Origin of the sequence: Flavobacterium sp. (assembly GCF_027484705.1) — a bacterium.
In the GTDB taxonomy this organism is placed as follows: domain Bacteria; phylum Bacteroidota; class Bacteroidia; order Flavobacteriales; family Flavobacteriaceae; genus Flavobacterium.
This window is the reverse complement of the sequence record NZ_JAIXSL010000005.1, coordinates 39,119-60,515: the sequence shown is the minus strand read 5'-3', so window position 1 is coordinate 60,515 and position 21,397 is coordinate 39,119. Positions and strand designations below refer to the sequence as shown.

Here is a 21,397-nt window from a genome sequence, read left to right as displayed (position 1 = left end):
CTGCCCAGAAAATGTCGGGACAGGATTAATTTATAGGAATTGTAACAATTAGTCTTTTTTAGTTTTTGGCTTTTTAGGCGCCGCTTTAGTTTCTTCCTTTGCTTTTGGTTCTGATTTGCTTTTTTTAGCTTCGGCCACTTTCTCTTTCACGATTTCCTCAACACGTGCTTCTTCGGCTTTGTTCGGCTCTTCTTTAGAAACCAAGCCTTTTGATTGCAGGATGTTATACCAATTGAATACTTTTTTGATATCAGAAGGATAAACGCGGTCTTCGTCGTAATCCGGAAGAATTTCTTTAAAATAAGCCACTAGTTTCGCGTTGTCTTCTTTGTGGGAAATCGCCGGGCCGTTGTCTTCTTTAACTGCAATAGCGCGCATCACTTCTGCAAGTGGTTTTTCAGCATCATGCGTGTAGATTGAAATTTCAGTCAACAAACTCACGTTGCTTCTTAATCCGACCGTTATTTTCTTTCCGTCGACTAACGATTCGGCTACGAAACCTGTACGCGTCTGCATCTTCAAAGCATAAATTCCTGGCATTCCGGAAATGGCTAATATTTTTTCTAAATTCATTTTTTAAAAGTTGATTTATTGAATTGGGTTATTTCGGTTTTGGTTAATTTATCTTCCTTTTTTGGCGATGTATTTCATCTTATAATCCGGCTGTGTCTTGCCTTCCATAATGTTCTGCAGTTTCTTTTTGATGAGCTGCTTTTTGAGGCTTGAAATCCTGTCGGTAAACAAAATGCCTTCGGTATGATCGTATTCATGCTGGATGACGCGTGCGATCAAACCGTCGAATACTTCTGTTTTTTTATTGAAATCCTCATCGCAGTATTCCATCGTGATTTTTTCGTGTCGGTAAACATCCTCGCGTACTTCGGGAATGCTTAAGCAACCTTCATTAAAACCCCACTCCTCGCCTTCTTCCTTAAGCATCTTGGCGTTGATGAACGTGCGTTTGAAATTTTTCAATTGCGTTTGTTCGTCTTTCGACAAATCCTCATCTTCACTAAATGGAGCCGTATCAATCACAAACAAACGAATAGGCAAAGCCACTTGCGGTGCTGCAAGTCCTACACCATAAGCGTTATACATCGTTTCGTACATGTTGGTGATCGTCTGTTTGAGATCAGGATATTGAGGCGTTATTTCCTCACACATTTTTCTCAAGACCGGATCTCCATATCCTATAATAGGTAAAATCATTTTAATGGTTTTAAAATTATACTTCTGCAAGCCTAACGGTTTTCGCTTTGGTAGTCGGCAAAAATAGTGAAAAAATGCACATACGATAATGCGAGGGAAATAATTAGTATATTTTTATAATTCGCGGTTACTGCAAATTCAGATCATTTTTCTGGTGAGGTAATCGCGCAGCATAATCGTGGCGGAAATTTCATCAATCAAGGCTTTGTTCTGGCGCTGTTTTTTGGAAAGCCCGCTGTCGATCATAGACTGAAAAGCCATTTTGGAAGTGAAGCGTTCGTCTACCCGAACCAAAGAAATCTCTGGGAATTGTTTTTGCAATTCAGTCACAAAGGCATCAATCATAGCCGCACTTTCTGAAGGTTGCCCATTCATTTGCTTGGGATCGCCCACTAGTATTTTGATTACATTTTCAGTGGCAAAATACGATTTCAAGAAAGTAAAAATATCGGCTGAAGGAATCGTCGTAAGTCCCGATGCAATAATTTGCAATTCGTCTGTGACTGCAATACCGGTGCGCTTTTGTCCGTAATCTATAGCAAGAATTCTGGGCATTTTTTGATCAATTCAATTTAAAAGGAAGGGCAATTTTTCTTAATTCACTGCAAAGATAACATATAAACCCTAAGGGCATTTTAAAAAAGTTATCAACACCGATTTAGCGCGTTGTTAAAAAAAAACAGCTGAAAATCCGACAAAATGCATGATAATTCAGATAAAATGCTTTAATTGCGCTACCAAATCGAAATCGATGACTTTCAGAAGCCAGTTTTTTTTCATGATCACCCTGCTTACATTTTGTGCCAATGCACAACATAAAGTCTTCTCCTACAACCAAATCCAATCTAGGAATGATATTCAGGAGTGGGGGAAATGCGAAACGATTTCAACTCAAAAAGCCGAATTCACGGCTAATGAAATCAATTTAAAAATCGATAAGAACTATCACCTTACCATCGTTTCCAAAACAGATTTGCCTGATAACGGCACCATTTATCTGTGTAAGGATGAAAAATCCAATCCTATCACTGTCATGCTTTTCGACAACATCAAAATGTATTTGTATGCTAAAACCAAACGCTTTTTGATCAATTTCCAGCATGTTTCCAATTTGGGTCAATTAGCCGATACGGATTAATTAGAAAATCTCCTTTTATTTATTTTCAGCTAATTCCTATTTTAAAAAATGCCACTATATTTGTGAAAATTCTTAAAATATGAATCAACTCCGCAACCTTATAGAATCTGCATGGGAAGACCGTAGCCTGTTGCAACAATCAGAAACCACAAACGCCATCAGAGAAGTCATCAACTTACTCGATGCCGGAACTTTACGCGTGGCCGAACCAGTTGCTGATGGCTGGCAAGTGAACGAATGGATCAAGAAAGCCGTCGTTTTATATTTCCCGATCCAGAAAATGGAAACTATTGAGGTCGGTATTTTCGAATATCACGATAAAATCCCGTTGAAAACAGGCTATGCCGAAAAAGGAATCCGCGTCGTACCGCATGCAGTGGCCAGACACGGTGCATACATTTCAAAAGGCGTGATTTTGATGCCAAGTTACGTCAATATTGGTGCTTATGTAGATGAAGGCACTATGGTCGATACCTGGGCAACGGTCGGAAGTTGCGCTCAGATTGGAAAAAACGTTCATTTGAGTGGCGGTGTCGGTATTGGCGGCGTTTTAGAACCGCTTCAGGCTGCACCGGTTATTATAGAAGATGGCGCATTTATAGGTTCACGCTGCATTGTTGTGGAAGGTGTTCGTGTTGAAACCGAAGCCGTTTTGGGTGCAAATGTATGTTTGACTGCCTCAACCAAAATCATTGATGTGACCGGCCCGACTCCGATTGAAAGAAAAGGCGTTGTTCCTGCGCGCTCGGTGGTCATACCCGGAAGCTATACCAAACAATTTGCAGCGGGAGAATATCAGGTTCCGTGTGCTTTGATTATCGGTAAAAGAAAACCATCCACGGACCTCAAAACTTCGTTGAACGATGCGTTGCGCGAATATGATGTCGCAGTCTAAACCATAACTTGCCGATTCGACATGAATAACTACCAGAGCGTATTGAAAATCCTCATCAGAAGAATTGTTATTGTTTTTCTGGTCTATCAGTTGTGCAGGATTTTATTCATCGTTTTCAACAGAAGTTACTTCCCGGATATGAGCCCGAAAGTTTTTTGGGGCGGTGCCGTCTATGATTTATCCGCGATAGGTTACATCAATTTAGTGTTTATCTTATTGCATTTGGTTCCGGGCAATTTCAAATACCGAACAGGATATCAAAAAGGCCTCAAGCTGGCTTTCTTTATCGTCAATATCATTTTCATTGCAACCAATTTTGTGGATTTTGAATACTTCAAATTCACCGGAAGAAGAAGTTCTTTTGGACTAATTACCGCCAAAGGAATGCATAATGAAATCGGAGGATTAATTCCTTTATTTTTAATGAATTACTGGTATTTACCTGTTGGATTCATACTGGTTTCAATGGCGATTTGGAAATTGTTTTCAACGCCGAAAATCAGCCTTCCTTTAGAAAAGATTTCTGCCAAACAAATCGGCCTGCAATCGATGTTTTTGTTGGGTACTTTGGCTTTTGGATTTTTAGCAGCGCGTGGTGGCATCGATGAGAAACCCATTAGAATCGTGGATGCCGTGAACTACACCTCCATAGGAAACACGGCTGTGGTGCTCAATACACCTTATAGTATCTTGAAAACTTTGGGCAGCAAGGAAACGTTAATCGATCCTAATTTTTATTCCAAAAAAGAACTCGATCAGATTTTCAATCCCGTGATTACGACCAACCCGAAAGGCGCACCAACCAAAAAAAATCTGGTGATTGTAATCCTTGAAAGCTTTGGCGATGAGAACATCCATTGCGGTTATACGCCTTTTCTGGATTCGCTGATCACCAAGTCCTATTATTTCAAGAATGGTTTTGCGAATGGCAAAGTATCGATTGATGCGGTTCCTTCGACGATGTCGAGCATTCCGAGCCTTATGAATACACCCATAATTTCTTCGGGTTATTCGTTGAATGATGTGTACGGCCTGCCTAAGATTCTAAAAAACCAAGGATACTCGACCTCCTTTTTTCACGGCGCATTTAATGGCAGCCAAAACTTCGACCAGTATTGTAAAGTGGCTGGTTTCCAAAATTATTATGGTAAAAACGAATACCCTAAAGAAGGCGCGTTCGATGGCAATTGGGGCATTTTTGATGAAGAGTTCCTGCAATTTTTCTGCGATAAGGTCAATACGTTGCCATCGCCATTTTTTGCTTCAATTTTCACCATATCGTCTCATATTCCGTACACTATTCCTCAAAAATACATCGGGAAATTTCCAAAGGGAACCACAGAAATCCACGAAAGCATCGGCTATACCGATTATGCTTTGCGCCAGTTTTTCAAAAAAGCCAAAACCCAGGCTTGGTATAAAAACACTTTGTTCGTGTTTACTGCCGATCATACTTCTTCTTCCGGAACCGGGAAATACACGACCAATGTAGGGAAATTTAGGATTCCGATTTTCTTTTTCGACCCTTCAAAACCTGAATTTCATGGTGTTTTGGAGAAGAATTTCCAACAGATTGACATCTTGCCGAGCGTTCTCGATTACCTGAACATCCAGGATACGATCGTGACTTACGGAAAATCTTACCTTTCGGATAAGGATTTCGTGGTTTCTTACGTTGATAATGTTTACAATTACATCCATCAGGATTATTATCTGGCTTTTGATGGTGTCAAATCGATTGGATTGTTTAATTTTAAAAAAGATCCGTTATTCAAAGACAACCTTTTAGACAAAGCCCCGAAAATCAGAACGCCTATGGAACAATTCATCAAAGCCTACATCCAGTCTTTCAACGAAAGAATGAACAACAACCAACTTATAGTAAAGTCTAAATAGTCTTCATGAAAATTCTTGTAATCCAACAAAAGATGATCGGTGATGTTTTGGTGAGCAGTATTATCTGCAACAACCTCAAAAAAGCCTATCCTGACGCAAGAATTGATTATCTCGTTTATGAATCAACCACACCAGTCCTGGAAGGCAATCCGAATATAGACAACATCATTCTGTTTAAGAAAATCCACCGCAAAAGCAATATCGCTTTTATGAAACTGGCCTGGCAGATCCGACACGAAAAATACGATTTGGTCATTGATGCCTATTCAAAACTTGAAAGCTGGATTTTCGTACTGCTGAGTGGTGCCAAACGCCGCATTTCTTATAAAAAACCCGGAAGGAGTTTTCTTTATACCGACAATCTTCCGTTTACGTCTTTCCCAAAAACCAATCTTGGACTGGCGATAGAAAGAAGGCTTTCGTTGTTAAAACCGCTTCACCTGCCGATTGAGATTGATCCGTATCCGAAACTTTATGTGACCGAAGCTGAAAATAAACAAGCATTGGCTATGTTCGATGAATACGGATTACAGCCCAACCGGAAAACAGTCATGATCAGCCTGATTGGTAGTGAGCCGTCGAAAACCTATCCGCTTGAATATATGGCGAAAGTGGTTGACCAAATCGGCCATCAGCAGGAGGTCAATATCCTTTTCAATTATTTCCCAAAACAAATAGCATTGGCTGAAGAAGTTTACGCGCTTTGTTCGGCATCGACCCGAAAAAAAATATATTTCGATTTATTAGGCAACGACCTGCGTTCGTTTATTGCGATCATGAACCAATGCGATATGATCGTCGGGAATGACGGTGGTGCGATCAATATTGCGAAATCGTTGCAAAAACCAGCATTCATTATATTTTCCCCGTGGATCGAAAAGAAAGTTTGGGCCACTTTTGAAGACGGAATCCACCAGACATCGGTGCATCTCAAGGAATTTAAACCAGAGCTATTTGTTTCTTATTCAGAGAAAGAACTCAAAGAAAATACCCCGGAATTATACCAGCATTTCAAGCCGGAATTGTTCACAGCCTTATTAAAAGGGTTTCTTGACACTAATCTAGCGATGGATTACGCTGAATCGGCTTTAACTATTTCGCCGGTGCGATTGCCTTTGAGTGCGTTGATCATCACCTATAACGAAGAAAAACATATTAAGGAAGTGCTTCAGGATATTGATTTTGCTGATGAGATTATTGTTATCGATTCCTATAGTAACGACAAAACCGTAGCCTTAGTCAATGATTTTAATAAAGCAACCTTGATTCAGAATAAATTTGTTGACTACAGTTCACAACGGAACTTCGCCATTGCTTGTGCCAAAAACCCATGGATCCTTTTCATAGATGCAGACGAACGATTTACCGATGAACTCAAGGAAGAAGTCATCGAAACCATTCAAAAACCTGATGCCGCGAGTGCTTATCTGTTCTATAGGATTTTTATGTTTGAGGATAAAAAACTGCATTTCAGTGGCTGGCAGACCGATAAGATTTTCAGATTATTCCAGAAAAACAAGGCCAAATATGTAACCGAACGTCTGGTGCACGAAAAACTAACGGTGAACGGAAAAATCGCCAAACTCAAACACAAACTGATTCACTTTTCCTATACGGATTATGAATCTTATAAAAGCAAAATGGTCAGTTACGGAAAACTCAAAGCCAAAGAGGAATTTACTAAAGGCATCCGACCGAATTTTTATCATTTTTATTTGCATCCGGCCTACAAATTCCTATACCAGTTTATTGTTCGGTTAGGATTTCTTGACGGCAAAAAAGGCGTGATTGTCTGTTATCTAAACGCGTTAAGTGTGAATGTCCGCTATCAGGAACTCAAAAAACTGCAATCGGGGAAATAGTTATTTGCGCAGCAGCAAGCGTTTTTTCAATCGGATTTTGTTGTGGTATTTCTTCTGGAAATCATCGGTATAAAACCACATTCTTTCCATAATTTCAGACTCTGTTTTACCTTGATAAAGCTTAGCGTATTCATGGCTCATCACAGCCACCATCTCTTTTTTGGGTGTCAGGTGTGATAAATTCTTCATCCGCGCCTCAAAGCTTAAGTGGTCATGGAAATTCATGCGGTTCAAATCGACGAGATAAAATTCGTATTGGCCGTTTTCTCCTTTTTTAATCAGCGTATTTCCTGGTGAATGGTCTAAAAACTCAATGCCTTTCTCATGCAAACGGAACGAGAACTGCACAAATTGACGCAGGATATTTTCCGCATCGGGATACTCCGGAATTTCAACCAATTCGCGGAAAGTCAAATCTACAGTGAGTTGTTCGCTGATGTAGTAACTGTTCCCAAAACCCAAAAAGATGAGTTTCTCAAAATAGGCAATCGGTTGCGGTGTGCCGATTCCGTTTTCCAAAAGTCGGTTGGCGAATTCGTAAGAACGTCTTGCCTTGGACTTCCTAAAAAAACGATAAGCGATGCGGTTGACAAGGTTCGGGACTTTGAAAGATTTGATATTGAGGGTCATGCCTTCGAGTTCGAAGAGCTTAATCTTGTTGCGCTGGCCATCTACGAATAGCGTTCCCGAAGTATTGAAGTGCTCAATATATTCGATCAGCGTTGGTTTAAAGCGTTGGAATCGGGAATGAATCTCTGAATGCATCAATACGTTTATATGGTAACAAAAGTAGGTATTGCATTATATTTTTCCAATTTAATCGCTACTTTTACTGCAGGTTGATTAAGATTTAATGCAAAATTAATTATAAAAAACAGTACAGCTCTGAAAATTAGAGCATTAAAATTATATTGACCGCCCAAAATTTGAACAGAATACTATGCAGCAATCTCCGAAGTCAATGACCAGACAACTTTATCTGGTCTTCCTTTTTAATCTTGTCGTCATCCTTTTTATTGCCTTACAATACATCAGTTTTCTTGAGAATATCGACGGTTTTTTTCTGAAACTTTACCTTGCTTTTACTACGATAAGCCATTTTTTTATCATCGGAGCTTTGCCATTACTGTTGAGTTTGCTGATTTATTATCTGACCAAATCCAACGGAATCACCAAAGGTGTCAATATTGTTTTATCGGCCTTCATACTTGTAATCGTCAAGCTTGACGCCGTCATTTTTGAACAATTCCGTTACCACATCTCACCTATCGTTCTGAAGTTAGTATTTGGCAAACGCGCTTCGGATATTTTCCAATTCTCAACAACCAATATTGTGATGGCCGTGCTTTTCATCTTAGCGTTGGTTGGATTGCAATTCGTTTTCTTTTACCTGTCGAAAAAAATTCTGGGCAAAAAGTCGGACTTGAAAGTGAAGCTCACATTAACCGTCTTTTTTATTTTTACGCTCACAAGCCATCTCGTATATGCTTGGTCCGATGCCAATTATTTCAGGCCCGTGACGCAGATCAAAAATGTTTTCCCGGTGTTCTATCCGTTGACCGCTGATGGATTGATGATGAAACTCGGTCTGGTCGATTTGGAGAAAGCCCGACAGAATGAAAAATTACAGGCACAATCGACCACGAATACGGTACAATATCCTTTGAAACCTATCGTTTCCGAGAATCCTTCGCCCAAAAAGAACATTCTATATATTGTCATTGATACTTGGCGCAATGGTTTTATGAATGACCAGATCACGCCTAATATTGCGGCTTTTTCAAAAAAGTGTCAGGTGTATACAAATCATCTGAGCGGCTCGAACATGACTACGGGCGGCATTTTCTCTTTGGTTTATGGTATTCCAGCGACTTATTTCGATACCTTCACCGGTCAGCAGATTGCTCCAGTTTTGACTCAGGAATTGATAAAGCAACAATATCAAATGCAGATTTTAAGCAGTTCGAATGTCGAGAATCCGCCGTTCAACAGGAACGTATTTGCAGGAATTCCCAACCTGAGATTGTCCTCCAAAGCGGAAAAACCTTCCGATCGTGACATCGAAATCAATGATCTTTGGCTCAACGGTTTCGAAAAACTGCATCAAAAACTTTTCTTCGGATTCCTATTTTACGATTCGGCGCATGGCTTTGATTACCCTGACGATTACAAACTCGCTTTCAATCCGTCGTTAAAGGAAATGAATTACTTATTGTTGACGGGCGATTACGAGCCGACCTTGCTGATCAACCGCTATATGAATTCGCTGCATTTTATTGACGGCCTCATTGGAAAAGTATTGCTCCAACTTCAGGAAAAAGGCGCGCTCGACAATACGATTGTAGTGATCACAGCCGATCATGGTCAGGAATTCAACGACAATAAAAAAGGTTATTGGCAACACGGCGGGAATTTTACCGACATCCAGATTCATGTACCTATGATGATTTTCGATGCGTCAAAAGCGCCTAAAACCTATACGCAGCAAACTTTGCATTATGACATCGCGCCGACCATTATGCAACATTATCTGGGCGTTAAAAATGATGTGGCTGATTACAGTTTCGGTCATGATCTTTACGATCCGGTGACGCGCACAAGCTTCATCTGCGGCTACAACCAACGTTATGCTATCATTGAAAAGAATCAGATTACGAATATCTATCCGTCAGGGCTTTTCGATGTGACCGACCAGCAACTCAATCCTTTGGACGATGCGCACATCAATTACGATTTGGTCGCTAAAGAAATGAAAGCGATGAACCGGTTTTACAAACTTAAAAAATAAGGCTTCCGGTTATTTAAACAGATATTTGAACCATTGCCCGAAATTCCGAAGCATCAATTGAAGTTTGGTAATCTTGAGATTCTTTGAAGTCGATACGTAATTTTTGATCTCCTCAATCTTTTTGGTCGGGAAATAACTCAGTGTTTTCCAGCGTTTGGGTTCGATGTAATAGAAATCAGTCATCGTTTGGTAATTGGTCTCATCGACCGAAATCCATTTGTTGAGGAAGTCTTTATGAACGTCTACGTTGTGGCCCCAATTCTCTAACTTGAACCGCAGTTGTTCTTCCGTTCTGGCCACCGATTCATGCAAAACAATGCTATCCAGATAAATCGCGCGTTCGTTCGTTCTGCGCGCATTTTTATAATTCGGATAATTCGTCGCAAAAGCAGCTTTCATCGGCTCATCGATATATAAGATTCCGTTTGCCGTATATTTATAAATGATTGCCCAAAACGCAAAAATCTGGATCTTGTGCTTTTCCGGATGATCGAGATACGAATCATACTGTCTCAAATCGGTGATAAACTTTTTGAAGTCAATGAAATATTCGTCCGAATCAACCTGAATCAGCCAATTCCCAATACCCATTTTTTCAGAAAGCATCGTGCGTTCGCGCGTATCGTTTTCCAGCGTCGACAATTCGGGCAGGTAAAAATCATCCTCGTAGATTTCAATTTTATTCTGGGTGTCGAATTCCTTGAGCCAAACATAGAATTCCGGATCGACCTCAAACTTTTGTCCTTTCCAGGTTCTTGATGCTTTGTCACGCGCCAAAAAAATCCGGTCCGCAGCTTCATAAACCGGCGGCAGCGAATACTTCAGCAACGCGTAATCATACGATAATAAAAAACCTACGTGAATTTTTTTCATGACTATTAACCGTTAAGCCTTAATTTTTCTTTGGCATTTTTGGCAAGAACAATAACTGGATACTGATGAACCCTTTCAATATTTTATAAGCCAAACGATGCTTCTTGATGTGTTGGAATTGCAAGAACCGTTTAGAATTAAGTTCGCTGACTTCCTGATAATCCTCCAGAAAAGCAGGAAAATAACGCTGCATCGAATCCTTTTTTTCTTCCTGATACAAAGCGGCAAATTTAGGGTTCGACGAAATTCCTGTGAAATCATAAATGGCAATCGTTCTCCTAAGGTATTTGTACGGTACGTTTTTATGGCAGATTGTGTACACGAAAAATTCCCAATCCGAAGCAATTTTGTATTGCTCGTTGTAATAAAAATGGTCGTCAAACAACGATTTCCTGATGAACGTTGATTGGTGGTTGATCGAACTCGTGTAGAAAAACGAGAACGATAATTTTTCAGGATAGGTTTTGAGTCGTTTGGAACTTGGACTTTCTTTGTAATTATCGCCGTAGTAAATATCGAATCTATCCGTGAGTTCCGGCACTATGTCCAGCAACACCGCATCGTCGTTGAAAATGTCGCCGCTGTTCATAAAAATAATGAATTCGCCTTTGGCAACGCGGATTCCTTTATTCATGGCATGAAAAACGCCGCTATCCTTTTCGCTGACCCAATACGCAATTTTTTGTTGGTTTTCTTCAATCAGCGCTTTGCTTCCGTCGGTACTTCCGCCATCGATGACGATAAATTCGAAATCCTGAAAAGTCTGGTTGAAAACACTGTTGAACGTTTTCTTAAGCCCTTCCTTGTCGTTGAATGCAATGGTGATTATGGATATTTTAGTCATGATGCTTTACTTTTTTTTCCAAAATTTCAATTTTCTGAACTGGCGCTTTCTCCTTGATTTTTTGATTTTGAATTCATGATCCAAGGTGAAAAAATCAGCTTCCTTTTGCGGCAATATGATGGTAGGATGCGTAATTTCGGGAAGCTTTTCAATTTTGATATTCGAAAACTGGTCATTAAAATTCTGAGTGTGCGTGGCATTGGCGCCAAAGCCGATATTGCTGATCAGGTTTACATTCGGGATAATCGACAAACCATGGTTGAAAAAATTGGTGATCGCCCATTGATAATCCCAGGTGTTGTAACCGTTTGCTTTGAGTTTGTTGAAAATATTCGTCCAGGATTCCGATACAATATCATCGGCGAAGACGTTTTTGAAATGCCGGGCATCGGTTGTTTTGTAATTCGATAATTCCACATCATAATCTTTCCAGGCGCGGCGCCACGAAGCCCAACCCCATACGTGCGTGAGGTTTGAGAAATAATAGCTGTCGGTTCCCCATGGTTTGCCTTGCTGAAAATTGCTTCCGCCGATATGCCTGATTCTCGAATCGTGTCGGTATTTCTCCAGCATCGCGTCGCAAAATATAAAAAAATCTTCTGATGGCAGGCAATCATCTTCAAGTACGATACCTTCTGCTTCGTTTTCAAAGAACCAACTGATACCAGATGAAACAGCGTATTTGCAGCCCAGATTTTCATCTCTGAATAATCTTTTCACTTCACAATCCCAATCTACTTTTGTACTGATTTCACGAGCTTCACGGCAAAGCGTTTGTTCATTTTCTTTATCCGAACGTGGCCCGTCTGCGGCAATATAAAGTCGCGCAGGTTTCACTTTCCGGATTTGTTCAAAAACAACAGCAGTCACATCCGGACGGTTGAAAATCAGGAATAAAACGGGAGATTTTGTAGTGTAATCAGCCATAAATCGTATTGATTAAGCTTCCCTGTTTTTAAACAGATAATCGTGTACGGACAAATTTTCCACGAAATCATAACCTACACTAGAAAGGTATTCCGTAAGCTTGTCTTTGCTGCGGCATTCGATGCATAAGTACTTGAATCTGTAGGCTTTGTGGTCGATGCCTTTGAGCACTTCGATTTCTGCGCCTTCAACGTCTAGCGAAAGTAAATCCATCAATTGGGGCGCATTCGATTCTATGATTAAGTCATTTAATGGCCTTGCAATAGCTCCGAAACGGAAATTGTCATCGGTTTTATTGAGGAATTGCTTTCCAATCGTAGCATGTTCCATTTGGTTGTCGATATCGGATTCGAGGCCTAAAGGCGTAGACATCAAATTGGAATAAATGATCTCCACAAACTTATCCTTATAATCGAATGAAGTGCAGGCGCAACAGAACACATGCGATTCCGCCGAACGGTTTTTACGGCACAAAAGATAGTTGTGCGGAATGGGTTCGATCAGAATGCCTTTCCAGTTGCGGTGTCTTTCAAAATACAAGGTATTGGATTGGTTCACGCCGTCATTGGCGCCAAGTTCTATAAAAAATCCGTGGTCATGGTCCAGATACTTCTCGAGTTTTTTGTCGAGATCATTGATGGAATGGTATTTAGAGGCCGGCTTTTGGAATAATGATTTTATTTTTTTCATGGAAATGCTTTAAACATTTTGTAAATATATGGAAATTGAACTTTCAGCTATACTCCTAAATAGATTTGTTTTGGCCTAGACAACGGCTTTTCTATAGACTTCTAGACATTCATCAGCGGTTTTTTGCCAATTGAATTTTTGTACTTGTTCCAATCCCAAGCGAACGTGTTTTTCTCTGAAATCTTCATCTTCTATCAACCTGAGCACTTTATCTTTAAGGTCGGATTCGTTATTGAGTTCAAAATAAACACCCGCCTCGCCCGCTACTTCCGGAAACGAACTGTGGTTCGCGAGCACAATCGGACAGCCGCACGCCATCGATTCGAGCACCGGAATTCCGAAACCTTCATACTCCGAAGGGAAGACAAAGCATTTGGCACGTGAGTAATAAGTGGCGAGTTCGTGGTCTTCGAAATTTTGCTGCAGGATCTGATTTGAAATGCCTAATTTCTTAATCCACTGGTGTTCTTCTTTGGTAAATTTGTTGCCACCGGCCGCCACAATAAACATTTCAGCATGACTATTCAGAATCGGAGCCACGGCTTTTATAAAAAAGAGGAAGTTCTTGTAATTTTTTCTGTTTCCGACAAATAAAATATACGCTTTTGGCAAATTGACTTTGGCTTTTTGATCCGTCTTTACGCTGTGTGCCAGATAAACGACTTCAATTTTGGAAGCGTCGATATGCGGATATATTTTGAGAATGTCTTTTTTGGTATTATAGGAAACCGCGATGACTTTGGTGGCTTTTTCCAACAATATCTTTTTGTTTTTGACGGTATGCAAATCCCGAGTAAAATAATGCGGAAACAATTCGTGAATCATGTCGTGCAAGGTTAAAACAAACGGCTTATAGTTGAGTTTCTCAAGAAAATACGGGTTGTAATAAGTCGGAATAAAAACATCGAAGTTGTTTTCTTCGAGCGCTTCAACAGTTGCTTCAAGGTTCTTTTTCTTATAACGCTTTAAGATTTTTTTTCGGATGAATTTCGGAATCAGCTTACTTTCAAACACAGTATTTCTGTAATTCTGAAAAAGAGAAGCTTCTTTGAGATGCAGGTTGTCGCTGAAAAGAAGCGGACAACTGATGGTTATGTTTTCCACTTTTTGATGGGCCAGATACAACTCGGTATGATATCTTGAAATTCCTCCGAATTTCTGTTCGTTGTAGGTTTGTGGATCAACTAATATCTTCATAGATGGTCAAAAGTTGTATATTGAGCAAAGATTTCAAAGGTAATTTTATTTATAAAAATAATCTATTTTTGTTGAAAATAAATCCCATTGCGATGACATGTAAAATCTGTGGTTCAAATTCAGAGAAAATTTTCGAAAAAATCATTCTTCAAAAATACCCTTCGGGTTATTATCAGTGCACTCATTGTGATTTCATACAAACCGACGAAACCATTTGGTTGAAAGAAGCATACACCCATGCCATCACTTCGCTCGATATCGGCTTGGCCTCGCGCAACATTACGCTTCGTGAAGAAATCAAAAATATCATCGACGCTTATTTTCCCGAGTCGAAGATTTACCTCGATTATGCCGGTGGTTACGGAATGTTTACGAGGATCATGCGCGATGTAGGATTTGATTACTACCGACAAGACGATTATTGTGAGAACATTTTCGCGAATCATTTTGACATCACCGATACCCAATTCAAGCATTTTGATATGGTAACCGCTTTTGAGGTTCTGGAACATTTTAATGCGCCGTTGGAAGAAATCAAGAAAGTACTCGACTATTCGGATACGGTGATCTTTTCAACAGAAATCATTCCTGATTCTAATGCCAACATTGAAAACTGGTGGTATATCGCTCCCGAAACCGGCCAACATATCGCTTTTTATTCTAAAAAATCGATGCAGCTCATAGCCGAGAAATTTGGCAGAAACTACTACTGCAGAAATGGAAACATTCATATTTTCACCACGAAAAAGATTTCAAATTTTGTCAAGAAACCAAGAAAGCATTTCTTGTATAAATATTCTATTTTCAACAAGAAAATCAAACGGAAATCATTGACGGAAACCGATTTCCAATACATCAAAGACATACTTAATTCCAAAACAAAATCAAGCTAATGAACGAAGAAGTTCAAAATGCCTACGAGGTCATCAAAAATGGCGGTATCGTCCTCTATCCTACCGATACCGTCTGGGGAATTGGCTGTGACGCTACTAATGCTGATGCCGTAGCCAAAATATACAAACTCAAGCAAAGGGCCGAAACCCAAAGCATGATCTGCCTGATGAACGGCGAGAAAATGATGTATAACGTTTTTAAGGAAATCCCTGAAGTAGCTTGGCAAATATTGGATTTATCCGAGAAACCAACCACTTTGATTTTAGACAATCCGAGAAACGTAGCGGTCAATATTATCGCGCCCGACAAGACTTTAGGCATCAGAATAGTCAAAGAACCGTTTTGTTTCAAACTCATGGAACGCATGAAAAAACCACTGGTTTCAACTTCCGCGAATATCTCTGGCCAACCCACACCAAATTCGTTTAAAGAAATCAGTCCCGAAATCATCAATGGTGTCGACTATGTTGTAAATTTGCACCGCGAAAAAATCGGAGGAAAACCTTCGACAATCATCAAACTAACGAATGATTCGCAGGTAAAAGTGATACGCCGTTGATGAAAACCAATTACAAAGAAGCTTTACAACATCCTATTTTTGAAGTCGTTTCGCGCGCTTCGGAACAACTCCATATCGACAGTTACGTCATTGGCGGTTTTGTACGCGATTTTATTTTGCAGCGCGATTTCAAGAAAGACATCGATATTGTGGCCGTGGGCAGCGGTATCGAACTCGCACTTAAAGTGGCTGACTTGCTACCCAAAAAAACCAAAGTGCAAGTATTCAAAAATTACGGAACGGCGATGCTTCGTTTCGAAGATACTGAAATCGAATTTGTAGGAGCGCGCAAGGAAAGTTACCAATTTGAAAGCCGAAATCCGGTAGTTGAAAATGGTACTTTGGAAGACGATCAGAACCGTCGTGATTTTACAATAAACGCACTCGCATTATCTTTAAATACAAAAACTTACGGCGACTTACTTGATCCTTTCAATGGCTTAATTGACATTGAAAATAAGACCATCAAAACGCCACTCGATCCCGACATCACTTTCTCGGATGATCCGCTGAGGATGATGCGCGCGATCCGTTTTGCGAACCAATTAGGATTTGATATTGAAACGGCTTCTTTGGAATCAATTGAGAGAAATAAAGAGCGCATCGGCATTATTTCAGGCGAGCGCATTGTCGAGGAACTCAATAAGATTTTGAGTACAGAAACACCTTCTATTGGCTTTTTACTGCTATACAAAACCGGATTGTTGCATTTAATTCTTCCAGAACTGACTGCTTTAAACCAAGTTGAAGAAATCGAAGGACAAACCCACAAGAACAATTTTTACCACACGCTCGAAGTCGTTGACAATATTTGCAAAAACACCGACGATGTCTGGCTTCGTTGGGCCGCATTGTTGCACGATATAGGAAAAGCACCAACGAAACGCTTCAACAAAAATCAAGGCTGGACCTTTCACGGACATGAGTTCCTGGGCGGTAAAATGGTCAAGAAAATCTTTGAACGTTTGCACATGCCGCTAAACCATAAAATGAAATTTGTCCAGAAAATGGTCATCATGAGTTCACGTCCGATTGTGTTGTCGCAGGATTTGGTCACGGATTCCGCGGTGCGACGTCTGGTGTTTGATGCAGGAGAAGATGTGGAAAGTTTAATGATTTTATGCGCAGCGGACATCACCACGAAAAACCCAGTGAAGTTCAAGAAATACCACGGCAATTTTGAAATTGTCCGTAAAAAGATTGTGGAAGTGGAGGAACGCGATCATGTGCGCAATTTCCAACCACCGATTACGGGTGAAGAAATTATGGAATTGTTCAACCTGAAACCTTCGCGCGAAATCGGGATTTTGAAGGAAGCCATTAAAGAAGCCATCCTAGAAGGTGAAATTCCAAATGAATATGATGCGGCTTACGCATTTATGATGAACAAAGCCCAAAAATTAGGCCTGAAGATTAACGATTGTTGACAAGAACAATTGCTGAATTTGAAATAAATTTGCGACACAAATCAAAAACGTCCCAATAGCCCCGATAATTTGATATTAAGAGGAGGAAGTCCTGTGGACTTCAGGTATATTTGATTTGAATTAGAAAACGAAACACAAACATTTACGAAAAAAACCTAGCCCCGATAGTAATGGAAATCCTTTTGCGACGGCGTTCGGCGCAAAAGATTGGGAATGGATAGCGGGAACAGCTTCTAAAGAAAATGAAAAAAGAAAATAAATCCGTGATTATTTGGCTGCTTTCGGGCTGCTTTCTGGTGTTCATTATGGTGATTGTTGGCGGCATTACGCGGCTCACGAATTCAGGCTTGTCGATGACCGACTGGCATTTGGTGACCGATACTTTTCCGCCGCTGACCGAGGCCAAATGGCAGGAAACTTTTGAGCAATACAAGCAGTTTCCGGAGTATCAGAAGATTAATATTCATAATGATTTTACGCTATCGGATTACAAATTCATTTATTTCTGGGAATGGTTTCACCGATTGATCGGGCGTGTGATCGGATTGGTTTTCATTGTTCCGTTTGTATATTTCCTATGGAAGAAAAAGATTGACAAAGCCACGCTGAATAAATGTTTCATTCTTTTGGGAATGGGCGCTTTACAGGGTTTTTTCGGTTGGTTTATGGTGAAAAGCGGACTGGTTGACAATCCGGATGTAAGTCATTTCCGTTTATCACTACACCTGACTTTTGCGTTCCTCACGTTTGCATACACCCTTTGGGTAGCTTTGGATTTAATTTATCCAGAACAAAAAGCGGCAATTATTCCTTTGAGAAAAATTGCGCGATTCGCCTTGATTTTCCTTGTGATTCAGATTGTTTACGGCGGTTTTGTAGCCGGTTTGAACGCAGGATTAATTCACAACCATTGGCCTTTGATGAGCGATGGACAATGGATGCACGACAGCATTTTGCTTGAAAAAGATTCGTGGCTGCTGCGATTCACTGAGGGCAAAAGCGGGGTTCAGTTTGTGCACAGAACCTTGGCTTACATTGTTGTCGGATTGATGGTGTTTTTATATTATAAAAGCAGAAGTTATACTTTGAATTCGCAACAAACAAAAGGAATTCAGATCATGTTGGGCATTGTATTTTTGCAATTCACTTTGGGCGTTTTCACTTTGTTGTATTCCGTGCCGATTGCTTTGGGCTTGCTGCATCAGATTGTCGCTTTCTTTCTGTTGACAGCAACGACTTACACGCTACATCGATTATCAAAATAAAAACAGACTATATTGTCGCAGTTCCTTTGAGCCACTAAATTCATGTCGAAACTCGCTGCTCAGGACCAGTTTCTGGACTTCTCAGATTACGGAAGACCTTTCGGTAAATTTCTCGCCAACCAACTAAAAGACACGCGCTTTACACCCGTTCATGTCACTGTTTTGTTTGGTATCAGTGGCTTGATTGCGGTGTATTGCATTTTGCAACAACAGTATTTTCTAGCCGGTTTTTTTATCATCTTAAAATCCGGAATTGACGCTGCTGATGGCGAATTGGCCAGACTAAAAAAAACGCCGTCTTATTTCGGTAGGTATCTCGACAGTGTTTTTGACATCGTTTTGAATTTTATCTTTTTAATGTCGATTTGCTTTGTTTCTAACGCCACCATCGGATTGACGTTGCTGGCCTTTATCGGTATTCAAATGCAAGGAACACTTTACAACTATTACTATGTGATTTTAAGGAACAAATCGTATGGCGGCGATGGTACGAGTAAAGTTTTTGAACACAAAACACCGAAAGCTTTGGCGGGAGAAACGCAAAGATCGGTCAATATTTTGTTTGGAATCTATTATGCAGTTTATGGCATTTTCGATAAAACAATCCATATGTTAGATGCTGACGCCTATAAGGTGAAAACGTTTCCGAATTGGTTTATGTCGCTGCTTTCTTTGTATGGATTGGGATTTCAATTGTTGATCATCGCTGCGATGCTTTCCTTGGGATGGATTAATTATATCGTTCCGTTTTTTATTGTCTACACGGTTTTCATCTTTGTCTTCATCGGCATCAGAAAAACCATTTTTAAGGTTAAAAAATCGTCATAGAGATAATCTATATCGCCTATTTAAAATATTAAAAACGAGAAGCTTGAAACAATTTACTTTATTGCATTATAAAAGTAAAATTTATCCAATCCAGTTTTTAAAATCCGCTACTTTTTCACGGCTGACGATGACTTCATCTTCTTTGTAAGTAGGCAAAATCACTTTCAATCTGGAGTTGCTGTAGAGCTGGATTTCCTTGATGGCTTTCATCGGAATGATAAATTTTCGGCTCACGCGGTAGAAGTCTTGAGGATCGAGTTCTGTTTCTAATTGTTCCAATGTCAAGTCTAAAAGATAGTTTCTGTTTTCAAAAGTGTGCAGGTAAGTGCCTTTGTTTTCACTGTAGAAACATTCCACTTCTTCAATGTTGATCATTTTGAGCTGTTGCCCCATTCTGATGGTGAACCGCTTCTTGTATACCCGATCAATAGGATTCACGAGCATTCGCTTGATCATTTCGAAATCGAGCGAAATATTGGGCGCCGTAACGTTTCTCGCTTTAAATTTGTCGACGGCCGCAGCGAGATCATCCTCATCAATGGGTTTTAGCAAATAATCGATGCTGTTGAGCTTAAAAGCACGCAAAGCATACTCATCATAAGCTGTAGTGAAAATCACGGCGCTTTTGATGTCGATATGCTCAAAAATCTCGAACGACAAACCGTCAGACAACTGGATGTCGAGAAAAATCAGTTCAGGATGCGCATTGTTCTGAAACCAGTCGATAGATTCTTCGACGGAATGCAGCATCGTATTGACCTGCAATCCGAGTTTTTCGACTTTGCGCTGCAACAACCTTGCGGCAGGTTTTTCGTCTTCGATGATGATGATATTCATATTATTTTTTTCTAATAATTTTATATTTCTTAGACCAATAAAAAATCAGTGGCGTCAGAACTATCGTAGGCAACAACCAAGCTACAACGCCCGGCAAAATGGTATTGTTCACTACCAAAAAGGCCGTCAAAGCGGCAATATAGCCCGCAATCATTCTTTGAATATGTGTCAGCAACCAATGGTTTTTTATCTCTGATTGACCTCTGTAATTCTTGATATCTTTCTTCACCATCAAAAAACTGATCATTCCGAATACTATCAAAACGGTTCCCAGTGTCTTGCCATTGACCAACAAATAAACGCCAAAGCCTACAAAAGCCAGAGCAAAAACCAGCATCATCAAGGTCAGCAACCAATCAATGGCTTTAGGTTTCTGCTCTTGATGCAATTGTTTTAAAGAAAGACTTCGCTGGCCTGTTCCCACAAGATAAATCGAGAACACAGCGATGATGAACAGGAAATAATTCGGATGCATAAGCGACATCAACAAACCCGCAAAACCATTGACGAGCATTCCGTACAGAAAAAACTTTCCGATATTCTTGTGCAGTTTATCGCCTTTTTTTCTCGCAATATTGATGGTGCCGGTAATCAAACCAATACTTCCGGCAACGATATGAATGATGAGTAGTGTGGTAAATAGTATTTTCATGTTATTCCCATTGATTGTTTTTATCGCGGTCCATGAGCTCTTTTATTTTTTTCTCTTCCCAGTCTTTGCCCAACAAAACCGTGGGCAGAAAAATAGAGAGCGCGTGGGACAGCAAACCAATGCCCCAGAACACCAGCACAGAGAAAACTTCCATTTGAAAATAACTTTCTCCTGGCGGAAGCGTTTTGATTTTATGAATAAGAATCGCAGTATTCACCACGACAAACACAATCAGATGCGTATAAAAACCTTTGACCTTTTTGACTCTTCTTAACGCTTCTTGGTAGCGTATTTCATCGAGATTTTCCATAGTTATTCGAATTTGGTTTTGTTTCTTTCTTCTTCCATGAACTGCTTCATTTTTCGTTCTTCCCATTCTTTGTTGAGGAACGGCATCCAATTAAAAACCCTTGCCGCATGAAAAAATAAGCCGATTCCCCAACCTAACATCGACCATAAGAACCATAAATATTCCGGGGTATATTTCAGGTTGATGTAAATCAATACCGAAATCACTAAAACATAACAGGTCAAATGGATGTAAAAGCCTTTAATTTCAATAACCTTTTTTCTGGCTCTTTGGTATCTTTCGTACTCTGAATTTAAATTTTCCATC

General features: G+C 40.0%; 23 protein-coding genes. 10 read left to right on the top strand and 13 right to left on the bottom strand.

What is annotated here, in order from left to right:
* Positions 1 to 48: 48 nt before the first annotated feature.
* From Q0058_RS01735 to ruvX, 3 genes are all read right to left on the bottom strand, one after another.
* On the bottom strand, positions 49 to 573 hold the full coding sequence (locus tag Q0058_RS01735; RefSeq protein WP_298221008.1) for a DUF5606 domain-containing protein: 525 nt from the start codon (positions 571 to 573) through the stop codon (positions 49 to 51).
* A 48-nt stretch (positions 574 to 621) separates the two neighbouring features.
* A complete protein-coding gene (gene def, locus Q0058_RS01730) occupies positions 622 to 1,209 on the bottom strand; it encodes a peptide deformylase (RefSeq protein ID WP_298221007.1) in 588 nt (195 codons plus the stop codon).
* Positions 1,210 to 1,347: 138 nt separating this feature from the next.
* Positions 1,348 to 1,764 (bottom strand): Holliday junction resolvase RuvX, encoded by a 417-nt coding sequence (ruvX, locus tag Q0058_RS01725; protein ID WP_298221006.1) that lies wholly within the window; start codon positions 1,762 to 1,764, stop codon positions 1,348 to 1,350.
* Positions 1,765 to 1,912: 148 nt separating this feature from the next.
* On the opposite strand from ruvX, the gene Q0058_RS01720 reads away from it, so the two are divergent.
* The 4 genes from Q0058_RS01720 to Q0058_RS14515 all read left to right on the top strand — a co-directional run bounded on the left by Q0058_RS01720 (position 1,913) and on the right by Q0058_RS14515 (position 7,000).
* Positions 1,913 to 2,347 carry a hypothetical protein gene (locus Q0058_RS01720; protein ID WP_298221005.1) on the top strand — a complete coding sequence of 145 codons (435 nt, stop codon included), beginning with the start codon at positions 1,913 to 1,915 and terminating at the stop codon, positions 2,345 to 2,347.
* A 79-nt stretch (positions 2,348 to 2,426) separates the two neighbouring features.
* Entirely contained in the window at positions 2,427 to 3,242 is an 816-nt protein-coding gene (locus Q0058_RS01715; protein ID WP_298221004.1) for a 2,3,4,5-tetrahydropyridine-2,6-dicarboxylate N-succinyltransferase, read from the top strand.
* Between the two features lie 21 nt (positions 3,243 to 3,263).
* Positions 3,264 to 5,138, top strand: a complete 1,875-nt coding sequence (locus Q0058_RS01710) for an LTA synthase family protein (protein WP_298221003.1) — start codon at positions 3,264 to 3,266, stop codon at positions 5,136 to 5,138.
* A 5-nt stretch (positions 5,139 to 5,143) separates the two neighbouring features.
* Positions 5,144 to 7,000, top strand: coding sequence for a glycosyltransferase (locus Q0058_RS14515; RefSeq protein ID WP_366869568.1), 1,857 nt, complete (start codon positions 5,144 to 5,146; stop codon positions 6,998 to 7,000).
* Here Q0058_RS14515 and Q0058_RS01695 read toward each other — a convergent pair whose 3' ends face one another.
* Positions 7,001 to 7,765 carry a lipopolysaccharide kinase InaA family protein gene (locus tag Q0058_RS01695; RefSeq protein WP_298221002.1) on the bottom strand — a complete coding sequence of 255 codons (765 nt, stop codon included), beginning with the start codon at positions 7,763 to 7,765 and terminating at the stop codon, positions 7,001 to 7,003. It lies immediately after the preceding gene.
* A 196-nt stretch (positions 7,766 to 7,961) separates the two neighbouring features.
* Here Q0058_RS01695 and Q0058_RS01690 point away from each other — a divergent pair, with 196 nt between their 5' ends.
* On the top strand, positions 7,962 to 9,788 hold the full coding sequence (locus Q0058_RS01690) for a DUF3413 domain-containing protein (RefSeq protein WP_298221001.1): 1,827 nt from the start codon (positions 7,962 to 7,964) through the stop codon (positions 9,786 to 9,788).
* A 9-nt stretch (positions 9,789 to 9,797) separates the two neighbouring features.
* Here Q0058_RS01690 and Q0058_RS01685 read toward each other — a convergent pair whose 3' ends face one another.
* From Q0058_RS01685 to Q0058_RS01665, 5 genes are all read right to left on the bottom strand, one after another.
* Complete coding sequence (locus tag Q0058_RS01685; RefSeq protein ID WP_298221000.1) at positions 9,798 to 10,661, bottom strand: hypothetical protein; 864 nt, start codon at positions 10,659 to 10,661, stop codon at positions 9,798 to 9,800.
* Between the two features lie 19 nt (positions 10,662 to 10,680).
* Entirely contained in the window at positions 10,681 to 11,505 is an 825-nt protein-coding gene (locus Q0058_RS01680) for a glycosyltransferase family 2 protein (protein WP_298220999.1), read from the bottom strand.
* Between the two features lie 6 nt (positions 11,506 to 11,511).
* On the bottom strand, positions 11,512 to 12,432 hold the full coding sequence (locus tag Q0058_RS01675; protein WP_298220998.1) for a nucleotide-diphospho-sugar transferase: 921 nt from the start codon (positions 12,430 to 12,432) through the stop codon (positions 11,512 to 11,514).
* 12 nt (positions 12,433 to 12,444) lie between these two features.
* Positions 12,445 to 13,122, bottom strand: a complete 678-nt coding sequence (locus tag Q0058_RS01670) for an FkbM family methyltransferase (protein WP_298220997.1) — start codon at positions 13,120 to 13,122, stop codon at positions 12,445 to 12,447.
* Between the two features lie 75 nt (positions 13,123 to 13,197).
* The gene (locus tag Q0058_RS01665) at positions 13,198 to 14,319 is read right to left on the bottom strand and encodes a glycosyltransferase family 1 protein (RefSeq protein WP_298220996.1); all 1,122 of its coding nucleotides are present in this window, start codon (positions 14,317 to 14,319) and stop codon (positions 13,198 to 13,200) included.
* Between the two features lie 92 nt (positions 14,320 to 14,411).
* Here Q0058_RS01665 and Q0058_RS01660 point away from each other — a divergent pair, with 92 nt between their 5' ends.
* The 5 genes from Q0058_RS01660 to Q0058_RS01640 all read left to right on the top strand — a co-directional run bounded on the left by Q0058_RS01660 (position 14,412) and on the right by Q0058_RS01640 (position 19,292).
* Entirely contained in the window at positions 14,412 to 15,212 is an 801-nt protein-coding gene (locus tag Q0058_RS01660; RefSeq protein ID WP_298220995.1) for a class I SAM-dependent methyltransferase, read from the top strand.
* A complete protein-coding gene (locus Q0058_RS01655; protein WP_298220994.1) occupies positions 15,212 to 15,772 on the top strand; it encodes an L-threonylcarbamoyladenylate synthase in 561 nt (186 codons plus the stop codon). The genes Q0058_RS01660 and Q0058_RS01655 overlap by 1 nt, the downstream gene beginning before the upstream one ends.
* A complete protein-coding gene (locus Q0058_RS01650; protein WP_298220993.1) occupies positions 15,772 to 17,199 on the top strand; it encodes an HD domain-containing protein in 1,428 nt (475 codons plus the stop codon). The genes Q0058_RS01655 and Q0058_RS01650 overlap by 1 nt, the downstream gene beginning before the upstream one ends.
* 242 nt (positions 17,200 to 17,441) lie before the next feature.
* A complete protein-coding gene (locus tag Q0058_RS01645; RefSeq protein WP_298220992.1) occupies positions 17,442 to 18,464 on the top strand; it encodes a COX15/CtaA family protein in 1,023 nt (340 codons plus the stop codon).
* A gap of 42 nt (positions 18,465 to 18,506) precedes the next feature.
* Positions 18,507 to 19,292: a CDP-alcohol phosphatidyltransferase family protein gene (locus tag Q0058_RS01640; protein ID WP_298220991.1), complete on the top strand. Its 786-nt coding sequence runs from the start codon at positions 18,507 to 18,509 to the stop codon at positions 19,290 to 19,292.
* Between the two features lie 81 nt (positions 19,293 to 19,373).
* Here the strand turns inward: Q0058_RS01640 and Q0058_RS01635 are convergent, their stop codons facing one another.
* The 4 genes from Q0058_RS01635 to Q0058_RS01620 are packed head-to-tail and all read right to left on the bottom strand — an operon-like array spanning position 19,374 to position 21,396.
* The gene (locus Q0058_RS01635) at positions 19,374 to 20,129 is read right to left on the bottom strand and encodes a LytTR family DNA-binding domain-containing protein (RefSeq protein ID WP_298220990.1); all 756 of its coding nucleotides are present in this window, start codon (positions 20,127 to 20,129) and stop codon (positions 19,374 to 19,376) included.
* 1 nt (position 20,130) lies between these two features.
* Positions 20,131 to 20,781: a hypothetical protein gene (locus tag Q0058_RS01630; protein WP_298220989.1), complete on the bottom strand. Its 651-nt coding sequence runs from the start codon at positions 20,779 to 20,781 to the stop codon at positions 20,131 to 20,133.
* 1 nt (position 20,782) lies between these two features.
* The gene (locus Q0058_RS01625; RefSeq protein WP_298220988.1) at positions 20,783 to 21,091 is read right to left on the bottom strand and encodes a 2TM domain-containing protein; all 309 of its coding nucleotides are present in this window, start codon (positions 21,089 to 21,091) and stop codon (positions 20,783 to 20,785) included.
* A 2-nt stretch (positions 21,092 to 21,093) separates the two neighbouring features.
* Positions 21,094 to 21,396 (bottom strand): 2TM domain-containing protein, encoded by a 303-nt coding sequence (locus Q0058_RS01620; protein ID WP_298220987.1) that lies wholly within the window; start codon positions 21,394 to 21,396, stop codon positions 21,094 to 21,096.
* Between the last annotated feature and the right edge of the window lies 1 nt (position 21,397).